Raw genomic sequence first — 14,754 nt, 5'->3', positions numbered from 1 at the left:
CCAGTTCGCGCCAACGGGAGCCGGCATGAGTTTCACCACCCCACCGCGGCCGTTCGACATCACCGCGCTCTTCCCTCAACTGGCCCCGCTGGCGCGCACGGCGACCCGGCTGCACCCGCGGCCGGGGTCGCCGACCGTGCACGACAGCTCCGTCGGCGGGCCGCTCCTGTGGCCCGCCGACGAGCCGTGGCCGCACTGCGACGAGCCGCACAACAGGCACGCGGCGCCGGTGGTCCACTCACCGGACGACATCCGGCTCCACCGCCGCGTCTGCGCCGCATCGGCCGAGCGGCTGCACCTCGACCCTCAGGCAGCCCAGTGGACCCCCGAGGAACGGGAGACCTTGGAGCGGATCGGCGCGGGCCGCCCGTGGTTCGACGGCCCGATCGCCCTCCTCCCCGTCGCCCAGCTCTACGCCCGCGACATCCCCTTCCCGTGCCCGCCCGACGCGGACCTCCTCCAGGTCCTCTGGTGCCCCTTCGACCACAAGGAGACCGCCCACCCCCGAACAGCCCTCTTCTGGCGCTCCTCCGCCACCGTCACCGACGTCCTCGACGCACCGCCCGAGCCGCCGATCGTCCAGCTCGGCCACTACCTCCCGGAACCGTGCCTGTTCTCACCGGAGCAGGTCACCGAGTACCCCAACCCCAGGGAGCTGAGCGAGGAACTCCGGGGCCAACTGGACGACATGAGCCGCTGGGAGACGATCGACCCCGCGCGGTACAACACGTATGCGTACGACCCGGGCGAGCTCTACCTGAGCAACCTCTGCCACGCCCCCGGCTGGAAGACCGGCGGCTGGACCCTCTGGGACCGCATGGACCCCATGCCCCGCCCCTGCCCCGAATGCGGCACCGAGCAGGTCCCGCTCCTCACCATCGCCTCCTTGGAATGGGACGGCGGCAGCGGGACCTGGATCGCCGAGGAGGAACGAACGAGCCCGGCCCCACCTCCCCTGGGCGCCCAGGACGGCAACTTCACCTTGATCGACATCCTCGGCGGCTACAACCTGCAACTCCACGTCTGCCCGGCCTCCCCGGACCATCCCCACATCGAACTGGCCCAGTGAGCGCCAGGGCCTCGGTCCCGGCGGGCACCTGATCCGCCGAGAAGCACGGAGGACGGACTCCGACACGTCCGTAGTGCGCCGCTGGCATAGTCGCTACGCTCCCCGCGGGGGCAACTGGCTTACGGGTGGGGGAAGTTGATGGTGCATCGGAGACCGTCGCGGTTATGGTGCGGTGCCTTGGCCACCGGGCTGTTACTGGCCGGCTGTTCGGGGGCCGCGGGAGGTGGGACGGCCGCGCCGGCGAGTTCCAAGGGCGCGTCGACCACGGACAGTGGCACACGCTCCTCCCCCACCCCGACCCCCAGCGCCACCGGCCTCGACTTCACCTCCGATCCCGGCCGCGCGCCGAAGACCTCCGCGGCCGCCGAACGGCTCGCCCGCGCCGTCGCGGCGGTGCCCGTCAACTGGGGTCCCGGCTTCGTGAAGCGCACTCCGTACGAGAGTGCCCCGGGCTTCTGGCCCGTGCTCGACGCGGACTGCGTATGGCAGCGCGAGCCGCAGCCCGCGACGGTGCTCGCCACCCTCACGCGGTACAGCGAACTGCCGGCCGAGAGCGGCAAGGGCCCGATCCGTGTCGCCGCCGTCGTCACCGTGCACCGCACCGTGAACGAAGCCGACTGGGAGATGTCCGAGACCCTCGAGGAAGCCCTGCGCTGCCCCGACCAGCAGCTCCGCCAGGATGAGCGGATCACCGGACTGACGTCCCAGGGCTCGGACTTCGGCACCCTGGGCAACCTGGCCGCCGAGGACATGCTCACCGAGGGCGGCAAGTACTACAGCGACGAACTCGGCGGCCCCTACTCCTACTACTGGATGCAGAGCCGACTGGGCCCGGTCACCGTCGCCGCCGTCGGCAAGGGCTCCGAGGGCCGCTCCGTGGACGAGGTCAGTGCCGCCCTTCAGCAGGGCGCGGGCGCCATGATCAGCCGCGTCAAGAGCGAACTGGAGGCCACGGAATGAGCGGGCCGCTGCTCCCCACCGACCCCGCCTCGATCGGCGGACACCGGCTGCTGGCCCGGCTCGGCGCGGGCGGCATGGGCGTGGTCTACCTCGGCCGTACGGAGGCCGGAACGCTGGCCGCGGTCAAGGTGATCCAGGCCGAGTACGCCGACGAGCCGGAGTTCCGCGCCCGGTTCCGCCGCGAGGTCGAGGCGGCCCGCCGGGTGACCAGCCCCTGGGCGGTGCCGGTCACCGGCGCCGACCCGGACGCGGCGGCCCCCTGGCTGGCCACCGCCTTCGTGCCCGGCCCCTCGCTCGGGGAGGCGGTCGTACGGCACGGTCCGCTGCCCGCGCGGAGCGTGCGGGTCCTGGGCAGGATGCTCGCCGGGGCGCTGCGCGAGGTGCACGCCGTCGGTCTCGTCCACCGGGACGTGAAGCCCGCCAACGTCCTGCTCGCCGTGGACGGTCCGCGGCTGATCGACTTCGGGATCGCGCGGGCGGCCGACGACACCGCGATCACCTCGACCGACCTGGTCGTGGGCACGCCCGGTTTCCTCTCCCCCGAGCAGGCCGAGGCGCGCGGCGCCGAGATGGGCCCGCCGAGCGACGTCTTCTCGCTGGGCTGTCTGCTGGCGTACGCGGTGAGCGGTCGTCCGCCGTTCGGCAGCGGGGCGGTCGACGCCCTGCTCTACCGCACGGTCCACGACGAACCCGACCTGGCCGGCATCGAGGCCGGGGAGGAGGGATCGGGCACCGATCTATTGACGCTGCTGCACCTGTGCCTGGCGAAGGACCCGTCGGACCGTCCGACGGCCGAGCAGATCTGCACCGTACTGCTGGCCGAGGACGCCGTCCCCGACGGCGGGCGGATCGACTGGCTGCCCGACGACGTCGTACGGGGAATCGCCGACCGCTCCGCCGAGATGCTGGCGCTGCCCGACATCGAGCCGACCGTCGCCGACGCGCCCGGCGACCCGGAACCGGCGTCGCCCGGCCGGCGGCGGCTGCTCCTGGCCTCCGGCGCGGCACTGCTCCTGGCCGCGGGCGGAACCGCGGCCTGGGCCGCCCTGCGCGACGACGACAGCCCGAGCACCGCGGCACCGTCCGCTCCGCACTGGGCGATAGGCGTGCAGGCGGATCTCAGCGGGCCGCAGCGAGCGGCCGGACAGGCGCAGGAGCGCGGTGCGCGGCTGGCGGTCGAGCAGTTCAACTCCCTTAGGAACAAGCCTTTCACGCTCGCCGTGAAGACCGCGGACGACGCCGGCAGCGAGGCGCGCGCACCGGCCGCGGCCGCGCGACTGATCCAGGACACGGACGTGCTGGCCGTGCTCGGCCCGTCCAACGACGAGACCGCCGTCAAGGTCCTCCCCGCGTACGACGGGGCTTTCCTGCCGCTGCTGTCCGTCTCGTCCGGAGCGCTGCTGCTGACCTCGCAGGAGCACCGGTCCTACCTCCAGTGCCGTGCCTCCGACGCGCTCATGTCCTTCCCGCTCGCCGTCCGTCTCGCGCAGCGGAAGGGCACGCGCCGGCCCGGGCTGCTCGAGGACCGCACCGCGCAGACGTACGGCTGGGACTGCGCCCAGGGCACCACCATGATGCTGCGCGGGTACGGCATCCCGCCCTACCCCCGGGTGATCCCGGCGAACACCCAGGACGTCCAGCCCGTCGTCGCCGACATGCTGCGGGCCGGCATCGACTCCTTCGTCTACGCCGGTTACGCACCGGGCGCGGCCCGGGTGGCCCGCGAGCTGGCGACGGCCGGCTTCGACGGGCCGCGCCTCGCGCCGCAGGCCGTACTCGACCCGGAGTTCCTCGAGGCGGCCGGGGACGCGGCCGAGGGCTGGCTGGTGACCGCCTCCTTCATCGATCCCTCCGCCGTGCCCGCGGCGGCGGCGTTCACCGCCGCCTTCCGCAAGCGCTTCGGCTCCGCTCCCGGCTACTACGCGGCCGAGGCGTACGACACCGTCAACCTCGTCATCCAGGAACTGGTCAAGGCGACGAAGGGCGGACAGCCGCCGAAACGGCGGGAGTTGGTGACCCTGTTGCGCAAGAGCCGGTACAAGGGCATCACCAAGGACTTCGCCTTCAAACCGGCGGACGGCACGTTCGCAGGCTGGGGGGTCTTCCTGCACCAGGTGGACGGCGGCCGGTTCCGCTTCCTGGGCGACGCCCCCTCCAAGGTGTAGCGGTGGGCGGGGCGGACTCGGCGGCGAGCGCGGGAGTGCACGCGCTCAAGGCGGGCGACCCGCCCTTCGTCGGCGGCTACCGGCTGCTCGGCCGGCTCGGTTCGGGCGGCATGGGCGTGGTCTATCTGGCCCGCTCGACGGGCGGGGCGCTGGCCGCGCTGAAGGTGATCCGCGCCGAGTACGCGGCCGACCACGGCTTCCGGGTGCGGTTCCGGCGCGAGGCCGAGGCGGCGGAGGGGCTCACCGGGCAGTGGCTGGTGCCGGTCGTCGCGGCGGACCCGGGGGCCGCCGAGCCCTGGCTGGCGACCGCCTTCGTGCCGGGCCCGTCGCTGGCCGAGGCCGTCACGCTGCACGGGCCGCTGCCGGACCGTACGGTGCGGGTGCTGGGCGCCAGGCTGGCCGAGGCGCTCGTCGAGGTGCACGCCGCGGGCCTGGTGCACCGGGACGTCAAGCCCGGCAACGTCCTGCTCGCGCTGGACGGGCCCCGGCTGATCGACTTCGGCATCGCGCGTTCCACCGGCGCCACCGCGCTCACCGCGAGCGATGTGGTGATCGGCTCGCCCGGCTACCTTTCGCCCGAGCAGGCGCGGGCCGGGGCCGGGGATGTCGGCCCGCCGAGTGACGTCTTCTCGCTGGGCTGCGTCCTGGCGTACGCGGCGACCGGCCGCCGCCCGTTCGGCACCGGCACTCCGGCCGCGGTCGTCTTCCGCACGGTGCACGAGGAACCGGACCTGGACGCCGTGCCGTGGGCCCTGGTCCCGCTGCTGACCGACTGCCTCGCCAAGGACCCGGAGGCCAGGCCCACCGCGCGGGAGGTGTGCGACGCCCTGGCCGGCGGGAGTGAGCGGGAGGGCGCATGGCTGCCGCCCGCGCTGCCCCGGCTGATCGCGGAACGCTCGGCCGCCGTCCTGGCCCTGCCCGACCCCGAACCCGACACGGCCACGCTCCTGTCGACGCCGGAACCGCCCGCCCTCTCCCGCCGCCGCCTCCTGACGCTGGGCTCGGCGGCCGCGGTGGTCGTGACCGGCGGCGGCCTGGCCGCCTGGGCCGCCGGCAGACGCGGGAACGGCGACGGCGGCACGGCGGGCGAACCACTGCCCCGGTACGCCATCGGTCTGCACGCGGACCTGTCGGGAACCGGCAAGGCGGTGGGCCGGGCCCAGGAGCGGGGCGTGCGACTGGCCGTCGCGGACTTCAACTCCCGCGCCGACCGCGCCTTCGACCTGACCCTGAAGGTGCGGGACGACGGCGGCAGGGCGACGCGGGCGCAGCAGGTGGCCGCCGCGTTCATCGCGGACCGCACCGTCTACGCCGTCATCGGCCCGACCGGCGACGCCAGTTCGACCGAGGCCGTCGTCGCCCGCTACGAGAAGGCGCTGCTGCCCCTCGTGACCGTCTCGGCCGGCACCGACGCGTTCACCGCCGCGATCGACCGGGTCTTCTTCCAGCTCAGGCCCGACGAGAGTGTTCTGTCGACGGCCTTCATCCACTACCTCACCCACAACGCGAAGAGCGTCCGGACGTCCGTGATCGACGACAGGGCGGCGGGCCGCTTGGGCTGGGAGATCGTCAAGGACCTCACCGAGTGGCCGCCGGCCGAAGGCAGGACCACCAGCCATGTCGTCCCGGCGGCCGACGCGGACTTCGGCCCCGCGGCCGCCGCCGTACTCGCCGCCGGGGCGCAGGGCGTGGTGTACGCCGGCGCCTCGCCGCACCGGGGCGCACTGTGCGCCCGAGCGCTGGAACGGGCGGGCTTCAAGGGCACGCTCATGGCGCCGGAACCCGTCCTGGAGACCGGGTTCCTCACGGAGGCGGGCACGGCGGCCGAGGGCTGGCTGTTCAGCACGACCTATGTGGACCCGGCCCAACTGCCCGCCGCGGCGCGCTTCGTGACGTCGTACGAGAAACGCTTCGGGGTGCGCAGCGTCGAGCCCTTCGCCGTGGAGGCCTACGACGCCCTGAACTTCGTCGCCCAGGGGCTGCGTGCGCTGGGCACGGCCGGGGTCGAGCGGGGCGCCATGGTGCAGCGGCTCCGTGCGTCCACCTACAAGGGGCTGGCCAAGACCATCCGGTTCGAGGCGTCGACCGACCAGTTCGACTGGGCCGACGGCCTCTTCCTGCACCGTGTGGAGAACGGCGGTCCGCGCTTCCTCGGCCGCTACGACAAGGTCGAGCAGACCTGATCCGGGACGAGGGGCCGGTCGTCCCGCGCCAACTCCCCTGAATTCAGGGCGTGTTGTGAGCCGTAAGGAAGGACCGGAGGTGGCCGAGGGTCTCCTCCGGGGTCTCCTCCGGGGCCTCCTCGGGGACGTAGTGGTCGCAGGGCAGCGCCGCGCCCGTGACGTCGTCGGCGTACGCGGACCAGACGGCCGGTACGTCGTAGTGGCGGCCGACGAAGCTGTGCTCGCCCCAGAGCGCGAGCAACGGCTGGGTGAGCCGGCGTCCGGCCGCCGCGTCCTCCTCGTCGTGCACGAGGTCGATCGAGCCGGCCGCTCGGCAGTCCTCGCAGGAGGCGTGGATCGCGGCCGGGTCGGCGAAGCAGCGCACGTACTCGGCCTGGGCGTCCGGGTCGAAGCTGTGGGGCCTGCTGATCCCCATCCGGCGCGGCTTCCAGCAGTACGTGAACCTGCGCCCGATCCGCGTCTTCGACGGCGTGCCCAGCCCGCTGCGCGAGGCCCGGCCGGGCGAGGTGGACTTCGTCGTCGTACGGGAGAACGTCGAGGGCGAGTACGGCGAGATCGGCGGGCGACGGTACCGGGGGCTGCCGGAGGAGACGGCCGTGCAGGAGGCGGTGTTCACGCGCAAGGGCGTGACCCGGATCGTGGACCACGCCTTCGAGCCGGCCGCGAGCCGGTCCGGTCGGCTGACCTCGGCGACGAAGTCCAACGGGATCGTGCACACGATGCCCTTCTGGGACGAGCTCGTCGCCGAACGCGCCGCCCTGCACCCGGGGGTGGCGCGGGACCAGGAGCACATCGACGCGCCGGCCGCGAAGTTCGTGCTGGACCCGGGCCGCGGCGGCGATCGCCGGCGGCATCGGCATCGCCCCCGCCGCCGACCTCAACCCCGAGCGGGACTTCCCCTCCATGTTCGAGCCGGTGCACGGCTCGGCCCCCGACATCGCCGGGCGCGGCACGGCCGACCCGCTCGGCGTGATCTGGTCCGCCGCGATGATGCTGGACCACCTCGGCCACCCCGAGGCGGCCGGTGCCGTCACCGACGCGATCGCCACGCTGCTGTCCACGACCCGGCTGCGCGCCCCGGACCTCGGCGGCACGGCGACGACGTCCGCGTTCACGGCGGGGCTCGTCGACCTGCTGTGACCGGGGTGTCACATCGGCCCCCGCTGCTCGGTCCACCTGGTGACGGACAACGAAGCAGAGGGAATCATGCGACAGATTCTGATCGTCGGCGGCGGCTACGCGGGCTTCTACACCGCATGGGGTCTGCAGAAGAGGCTGCGTCCGGGTGAGGCGCGGGTCACGGTCGTCGACCCGCGCCCGTACATGACCTATCAGCCGTTCCTGCCGGAGGTGGCGGCCGGTTCGGTGGAGGCACGGCACGCCGTCGTCTCGCTGCGGCGCCATCTCGGCCGTACCCGGCTGATCGCGGGGACCGTGACCGAGATCCGTGACGCGGACCGTACGGTGACCGTCCGCCCGGTGCGCGGCGACGCCTATGAGCTGCGCTACGACATCCTCGTGGTCACCGCCGGTGCCGTGACCCGTACCTTCCCGATCCCCGGACTCGCGCAGCGGGCCATCGGTCTCAAGCACGTGGAGGAGGCCGTGGCGATCCGGGACCGGCTGATGACCGCGTTCGACCAGGCCGCGTCGCTGCCGCCCGGCCCCGAGCGGCGAAAGCTGCTCACCGTCACGTTCGTCGGAGGCGGGTTCTCCGGCGTCGAGGGCTTCGGCGAACTGCTGTCGCTGGCGACCGCGATGCTCAAGTCCTATCCCGAACTGGCCCTGGACGACCTGTCGTTCCACCTCGTCGAGGCCCGCGGCCGCATCCTGCCCGAGGTGAGCGACAGGCCGGGTGCGTGGGTGGTGCGCCACCTGGAACGCCGTGGCGCGCACGTCCACCTGAACACACAGTTGCTGTCCGCCGAGGACGGCCACGTCGTCCTCTCCGACGGCCAGGAGTACGACTCCACGCTGATCGTCTGGGCCGCCGGCAACGCCTCGAACCCGGTCGTGCACAACCACACGGACCTGCCGGTCGACGAGCGCGGCCTGCTGCTGGTCCGGCCCGATCTGCGCGTGGGCACGGACAGCGCACCGGTGCCGGACGTGTGGGCGGCCGGGGACGACGCGACCGTGCCCGACCTGGCCTCGCCGGTACCGGGCGCCCGCACGGTGCCGAACGCCCAGCACGCCGTACGACAGGGCAGGCTCCTCGCCAGGAACCTCGTGGCCGATCTGCGCGGGCGGCGCGTGCGGGACTACCGCCACGGCAGCCTGGGCGTGGTGGCGACGCTGGGGCTCGGGCGGGGCATCTTCCAGTACAAGGGCATCGTCATCAAGGGCTTCCCGGCCTGGCTGATGCACCGCGGCTACCACGTACTGGCGGTGCCCAGCTGGGAGCGGAAGATCCGCGTCCTGGCGGTCTGGCTCACGGCGGCCCTGACGGGCCGGGACCTCGTCTCCCTTGCCTCCGTGCAGCATCCGCGGGACGCCTTCGTCACGAACGGGCGCACCCAGGACCCGGAGGCCGGCCGGACGAAGGAGGGGAGCACGGCGTGACCGCGGCGCGGGGCCGGTTCCAGGAGCGGAGTTTGTCGGGGTTGAGCACGACCCAGAACCGGGCGACCCGGTCGTGCGCGACGTCGAGGCTGATGACGGCGGCGACCTGGTGGCCGTAGCGGGCGACGAGGCCGGTGCGGCCGTTGACGGAGTGGGTGGTCAGGGTCGTGTGCGGGCGGCGGGGCAGGAGCGTCAGCAGGCTGTCGGCGACCGGCCGGCTGCCGTGCACCGGTCCGGTCGGGGCGCGTACCTTGCCGCCGCCGTCGAAGAACGCCGTGACGTCCGGGCACAGCAGCGATGTGAGCAGCTCGCCGTCCTCGGTGACGCAGGCCCGGCACACGGCGCGGACGACGCCGTCGTGCCGGTGCGGCGCTGTCGCGCGGGTGCGCCGCGACCGCAGCGCGTCCAGTACGGTCCGGCCGGCCTCCTCCCCCGCCTCCTCCCCCGCCTCCGACGGCTGTCCGTACGCCGCCTCGCCCCGGCCCGAGCAGATCCCGCCGACCGTCTCCGCCAGCCAGGACCGGGGGACGGCGATCCGTCGGCGCGCGGCGTCGGACAGGCCGTACCAGCGCTGATAGGTCTCGTCGACGACGCGCTCGGCCGCACCCGGGTCGCCCAGCATCCGGTGGGCGACATCGAGCAGGAACCGACGCTCTTCCCACGGCTCGGCGATCGGTACCGCGGCGCCCTCGTCCATACCCCGAAGACCGGGAACCCCCTGCCCCTGTGACACGGGTGCGCGGCGACCGCGTGTCACACATGCGGCGGTCCCCCGGTCTTAAAGGCAGGGCAGCATCGCGCTTTCCCTTGACCGTCGAACGGGGTGACCATGCAGGATCTCGGAGGGGACGAACAGGCCGTACGGACAAAGGGCGAAAGGGTGGCCGACTGGGCCGACGGACGGCTGGGTGTCCGCCGCCTGATCCGCGGAAAAACGCGACGCGTCTTTCCGGACCACTGGTCGTTCCTGCTCGGGGAGATCTGCCTCTACAGCTTCGTCGTTCTCGTCGTCACGGGCGTGTATCTGACCTTCTACTTCCATCCCTCGATGAACGAGGTGCGGTACGACGGCAGTTACGTACCGCTGCGCGGCCAGATGATGTCGGAGGCGTTCGCGTCGACCCTGCGCATTTCCTTCGACGTGCGCGGCGGTCTGCTGATCCGGCAGGCCCACCACTGGGCGGCGCTGGTCTTCGTGGCCTCCCTGCTCGCGCACATGATGCGGGTGTTCTTCACGGGCGCCTTCCGCAAGCCGCGCGAGGTCAACTGGCTGTTCGGATTCCTGCTGTTGGTCCTCGCCATGTTCGCGGGACTGACGGGATACGACCTCCCGGACGATCTGCTCTCCGGGACCGGCCTCGCCGTCGTGAACGGAACGATCCTGTCCGTCCCCATCGTCGGAACGTATCTGTCGATGTTCCTCTTCGGGGGCGAGTTCCCGGGCCATGACCTGGTGGCGCGCTTCAACACCATCCATGTGCTGCTCATCCCCGCCCTCATGGTGGCACTCGTGACCGCGCATCTGGCCCTGGTGCTCCACCACGGGCACACCCAGTACCCGGGCCGTGGCCGCACCAACGGCAATGTCGTGGGCGTGCCGGCCAAGGTACGTGCGGTCAAGTCCGCCGGGTATTTCCTGCTGGTGACCGGCACCGTCTTCGTCGTCGCCGCGATCGCGCAGATCAACCCCGTCTGGCAGTACGGGCCTTACCGTGCCGACCAGGTCTCGGCCGGGTCGCAGCCCGACTGGTACATGGGCGTGGCGGACGGGCTGCTGCGGGTGATGCCGGGCTGGGAGATCACCTTCTGGGGTCACACCCTGGCGCTCGACAACCTGATTCCGCTCACCGCGGGTGTCGGCTTCTTCCTCGCCCTGGGCGTGTATCCGTTCATCGAGTCCTGGGTGACCCGGGACGCACGCGAGCAGAACCTGCTGGACCGACCCCGAAATCGGCCGGTGCGCACGGCACTTGGCGTCTCCTGGCTCAGTTTCTACGCGGTGGCCCTGATCGGCGCCGGGAACGACATCATCGCCGTCCGCTTCCATGTCCCGGTCGAGTCGGTGACGTGGGCCGTCCGCATCGGTCTGTTCGTCGTGCCCGTCGCGGCGTACTCCGTGACGAAACGATGGGCACTCGGACTTCAGCGCGGCGACCGCGAAAAAGTGCTCCACGGACGCGAGACCGGCATCATCAAACGCCTGCCCGACGGAGAGTTCGTCGAACTGCACGAGCCCCTCGACCAGGAACAGCTCCATCTCCTCACCCAGCACGAGCAGTACCGCCCGATCGCCCCCGGCACCCGGAATCTGCGCGCCCGGCTCAGCGAGCGCCTCTACGGCGAGAACGCGCAGATCACCAAACCGACGGCACGGGAATTCGAGGAAAAGGAAATACCGGCCACAGAAGTGCACCGGTGACCAGGCCCGTCGAGCGGACGGGCAATTGGGGAATCGGGGAGACAGGGAGACAGGGAGAAGAGCGACCTTGGACGTCTATGAGGCGGTCACGAGCCGGCGGGCGGTGCGCGGACTCACCGACCGGGAGGTCCCGAGGGAGGTGATGGAGCGTGTGCTGTCCGCCGCGGCCCGGGCGCCGTCCGGATCGAACATCCAGCCGCGGGGTGACCCCTGGGACGAGCCGGAGTACGAGCAGTACCCGCCCGCGCTGAAATCCCCGTACCGCGAGCGCCGGTCCGCCTTCGGCGAGCAGCGCTACGGCGCACTCGGCATCCCGCGCGAGGACGTGGAGGCACGCCGGCTGGCCGCGTCCGCGAACCGGGACTGTTTCGGCGCGCCCACCGCCCTGTTCTGCTGCGTCGACCGCGATCCGGGGCCGGCCCAGTGGTCCGACACCTGCATGTTCCTGCAGACCGTCATGCTGTTGCTGCGCGACGAAGGGCTGCACAGCTACCCGCAGATGGCCTGGGCGAAGTTCCGCAGGAGCGTGGCGGAGATCCTGTCGCCCCCGGACGAGCTCACGCTCTTCTGCGGCATGTCGATCGGATACGAGGACGTCACGGTCGACCACCCCCGCACGGGCAGGGCCCCGCTCGACGAGACGGTCACGTTCGTCGAGTGCCAGTACCGCGATCGCCGCCGGTCCGGCGAACTGTCTCCCCAACAGCCCGGGTGGCCCTTTCGGAGGAAAGGGCCACCCGGAACCGACGGTCTCAGCCGAGCGCTACTTCTGCCGCGAGAGCCAGTCGGCGAACCGTGTCCCGGCGATGTGTGCGTCCGGACCCGGCAGGAGTGTGTTCTCCTCCAACTCCGCACCCCAGTACGTCGCCTGCGGGTCCGTGACGATCTTGCGGGGGTCGTCCTGGGCGCTGAGTCCCATGCGGATGAACTCCTCCAGCGGGAACGCCTCGGGACCGGCGACCTCCACCACGCCGCCCACCGGGTCCCCGACCGCCGTGCGGGCGACGGCCTCGGCCACGTCGTCGGAGACGATGGGCTGGATCTTCGCGTCGGGCAGGTGCACGGTGTCGCCCTGGGTGACCCCGTCGGCGAGTCCCTTCGCGAACTCGAAGAACTGGGTGGCGTGGACGATGGAGTAGGGGTTGCCGGACGCCTTGATCAGGTCTTCCTGGGCCTGCTTGGCGCGGAAGTACCCGCTCCCCTGGAGGCGTTCGGTACCGACCACGGACAGCGCCACGTGATGCGCGACGCCCGCCTCGGTCTCCGCCTTCAGCAGATTCGCCGTCGAGACGCGGAAGAAGTCCATGACCGCCTGGTCCTCGAACGAGGGCGAGTTCGACACGTCGACCACCACCGACGCGCCCTTCAGGACCTCGGCCAGTCCCTCGCCCGTCAGCGTGTCGACACCGGTGCTGGGTGCCGCCGCGACCACCTCGTGCCCGTGCTCGCCGAGCCCGGCGACCACCTTCGAGCCGATGAGCCCGGTGCCACCGATCACTACGACCTTCATGACGGAATTCCTTTCGGGTTTGCCTGATGCCTGCCTGTATCAGTAGTGACCGGGCACCGGCTTTGTTTGTGACAGCGCCTGCGACAGTGCCTATGACAGTGGCTATTCGACGAGTTTTCCCGCGGTCGACACGTCCCGCATCAGGGCGGAGATCTCGTCGGGGACCGCCGGAATGTCCTCGCGGGTGACGCCCGTCGTCGGGGACCACACGAGATTCACCCGCAGTGCGGAATCCAGGCCGGGATAATCGCTGCGGTTGTGGCAGCCCCGCGTCTCACGGCGCTCCAGCGCCGATTCGAGAGTGGCCCGGGCCGCGAGGGCCGCCGACTTGAGGTCGAGGGCGTGCGCCAGATCCTGATAGCCCGCGATGTCCGGGTGGATGCCGACGGCCTCCATGCGCTTCTCGATCACCGCGAGTTCCGCGAGGCCCGCGCGCAGTCCGTCCTCGTCGCGTACGACGCCCGCGTGCTCGGTCATGGTGTCGCGGATCGCGCGTTGCAGGGCTCGCACGTTCTCGGGCCCGTCGGCGGCGAGGAGTCCGTCGAGCTCCGCGCGGGCCGCCGCGACGGCCGACGCGGAGCGCGGCTGGGCCGTCAGGGACTGCGAGTACGCCGCGGCGGCCCGGCCGGTGAGACGGCCGAACACCAGCAGTTCGACGAGGCTGTTGCCGCCGAGCCGGTTGGCTCCGTGCAGCCCGCTCGACGCCTCGCCGATCGCGTACAGGCCGCGTACGTCGGTGCTGTGGTCCTCAGGGCGCACCCACACACCGCCCATCGAGTAGTGCGCGGTGGGCGCGATCTCGATCGGATCCCGGGTGATGTCCAGCATCTGCAGGTCCATCAGGGTCTGGTGGACACGGGGCAGCCGCGTCATGATCGTCTGCCGGGGCAGGTGGGAGACGTCGAGCCAGACCCCGCCGGCGGGCGTGCCGCGCCCTTCCTTGATCTCCGTGTACGCGGCCAGGGCCACGCGGTCGCGGGTGGAGAGCTCCATGCGCTCGGGGTCGTAGCGGGCCATGAAGCGTTCCCCGAGCGCGTTGCGCAGGATGCCGCCCTCGCCGCGGGCGGCCTCGCTGACCAGGGTGCCGGCGGCGCTCTCCGGTTCGATGATGCCGGAGGGGTGGAACTGCACCAGCTCGGCGTCGCGCAGCCGGGCCCCGGCCTCCACGGCCAGGCGGAAGGAGTCCCCGGTGTTCTCGTCGCGCCGCGAGGAGGTGCGCCGCCAGATGCGGGTGTGACCGCCGGCGGCCAGGACGACCGCGTCGGCGTGGATGACGTAGCGCCGTCCGCTCGTGAGGTCGAAGCCGTACGCGCCGAACACGGCACCCTCGTGCACCAGCAGCCGCGTGATGTACACCCCCTCCAGCACCGGGATGTCCAGTTGCTCGGCGCGCCGGACGAGGGTGCGCTGGATCTCCAGGCCGGTGTAGTCGCCGGCGAAGGCGGTCCTGCGGAACGTGTGCGCGCCGAAGAAGCGCTGCGAGATGCGGCCGTCCTCCTCGCGGGCGAAGGCCATGCCGTAGCGCTCCAGGTCCTCGATGCCGCGGGCGGCGCCCCGGGTGACGATCTCCACGGTGCGCGGATCGGCGAGGAGGTAGCTCTCCTTGAGGGTGTCGGCGGCGTGCTGCTGCCAACTGTCCTCGGGGTCCATGGTGGCCAGTGCCGCGTTGATGCCGCCGGCCGCCAGTGCCGTATGGGCGTCGTCCTTGGGGCGCTTGCCGACGGCGAGGACGTCGACGCCGGCCTCGGCCAGTTCGATCGCCGCCCGCAGGCCGGCCCCTCCGGTGCCGATCACCAGCACCATGGTGGCGAGACGTTGTTCGGTGACAGCCACGGTCCACTCCGATCACTGGGGTCTTCGTCCAGTACGACCGGGTGGCCCCGCGA

At 72.0% G+C, this 14,754-nt stretch carries 10 protein-coding genes and 2 pseudogenes; 8 read left to right on the top strand and 4 right to left on the bottom strand.

The features are described from left to right. The first annotated feature begins 25 nt into the window (after positions 1-25). From OG223_RS36145 to OG223_RS36130, 4 genes are all read left to right on the top strand, one after another. Entirely contained in the window at positions 26-1,069 is a 1,044-nt protein-coding gene (locus OG223_RS36145; RefSeq protein WP_329257863.1) for a hypothetical protein, read from the top strand. 177 nt (positions 1,070-1,246) lie between these two features. Further along, positions 1,247-2,029 carry a hypothetical protein gene (locus OG223_RS36140; protein WP_329257861.1) on the top strand — a complete coding sequence of 261 codons (783 nt, stop codon included), beginning with the start codon at positions 1,247-1,249 and terminating at the stop codon, positions 2,027-2,029. Beyond that, complete coding sequence (locus OG223_RS36135) at positions 2,026-4,194, top strand: bifunctional serine/threonine-protein kinase/ABC transporter substrate-binding protein (protein WP_329257858.1); 2,169 nt, start codon at positions 2,026-2,028, stop codon at positions 4,192-4,194. Before OG223_RS36140 ends, OG223_RS36135 begins: the two co-directional genes overlap by 4 nt. Before the next feature lie 35 nt (positions 4,195-4,229). After that, the gene (locus tag OG223_RS36130; RefSeq protein WP_329265656.1) at positions 4,230-6,377 is read left to right on the top strand and encodes a bifunctional serine/threonine-protein kinase/ABC transporter substrate-binding protein; all 2,148 of its coding nucleotides are present in this window, start codon (positions 4,230-4,232) and stop codon (positions 6,375-6,377) included. A gap of 43 nt (positions 6,378-6,420) precedes the next feature. Here OG223_RS36130 and OG223_RS36125 read toward each other — a convergent pair whose 3' ends face one another. Next, positions 6,421-6,666, bottom strand: a complete 246-nt coding sequence (locus OG223_RS36125; RefSeq protein ID WP_329257856.1) for a hypothetical protein — start codon at positions 6,664-6,666, stop codon at positions 6,421-6,423. A gap of 103 nt (positions 6,667-6,769) precedes the next feature. Here OG223_RS36125 and OG223_RS36120 point away from each other — a divergent pair. Together OG223_RS36120 and OG223_RS36115 are read left to right on the top strand one after the other, a co-directional pair. Beyond that, positions 6,770-7,517, top strand: a pseudogene (locus tag OG223_RS36120) (isocitrate/isopropylmalate family dehydrogenase); the annotation flags it as partial. Between the two features lie 66 nt (positions 7,518-7,583). Next, positions 7,584-8,939, top strand: a complete 1,356-nt coding sequence (locus OG223_RS36115) for an NAD(P)/FAD-dependent oxidoreductase (protein WP_329257854.1) — start codon at positions 7,584-7,586, stop codon at positions 8,937-8,939. On the opposite strand, the gene OG223_RS36110 is transcribed toward OG223_RS36115, so the two are convergent. Next, positions 8,878-9,636: an RNA polymerase subunit sigma gene (locus OG223_RS36110; RefSeq protein ID WP_329257852.1), complete on the bottom strand. Its 759-nt coding sequence runs from the start codon at positions 9,634-9,636 to the stop codon at positions 8,878-8,880. The genes OG223_RS36115 and OG223_RS36110 overlap by 62 nt on opposite strands. A 132-nt stretch (positions 9,637-9,768) precedes the next feature. On the opposite strand from OG223_RS36110, the gene qcrB reads away from it, so the two are divergent. Beyond that, positions 9,769-11,358, top strand: coding sequence for a cytochrome bc1 complex cytochrome b subunit (gene qcrB / locus OG223_RS36105; protein ID WP_329257850.1), 1,590 nt, complete (start codon positions 9,769-9,771; stop codon positions 11,356-11,358). A 67-nt stretch (positions 11,359-11,425) separates the two neighbouring features. After that, positions 11,426-12,016 (top strand): annotated as a pseudogene (locus OG223_RS36100) (nitroreductase); the annotation flags it as partial. A 105-nt stretch (positions 12,017-12,121) separates the two neighbouring features. On the opposite strand, the gene OG223_RS36095 reads toward OG223_RS36100, so the two are convergent. Continuing rightward, on the bottom strand, positions 12,122-12,868 hold the full coding sequence (locus OG223_RS36095) for an SDR family oxidoreductase (protein WP_329257848.1): 747 nt from the start codon (positions 12,866-12,868) through the stop codon (positions 12,122-12,124). A 102-nt stretch (positions 12,869-12,970) separates the two neighbouring features. Then, positions 12,971-14,671 carry an FAD-dependent oxidoreductase gene (locus OG223_RS36090; RefSeq protein WP_329265654.1) on the bottom strand — a complete coding sequence of 567 codons (1,701 nt, stop codon included), beginning with the start codon at positions 14,669-14,671 and terminating at the stop codon, positions 12,971-12,973. Positions 14,672-14,754 lie beyond the last annotated feature (83 nt).

The sequence above is a fragment of the Streptomyces sp. NBC_01478 genome (assembly GCF_036227225.1).
Classification (GTDB): Bacteria; Actinomycetota; Actinomycetes; order Streptomycetales; family Streptomycetaceae; genus Streptomyces.
The sequence above is the reverse complement of the archived record's forward strand: the minus strand, read 5'-3'. Positions and strand labels throughout refer to the sequence as shown.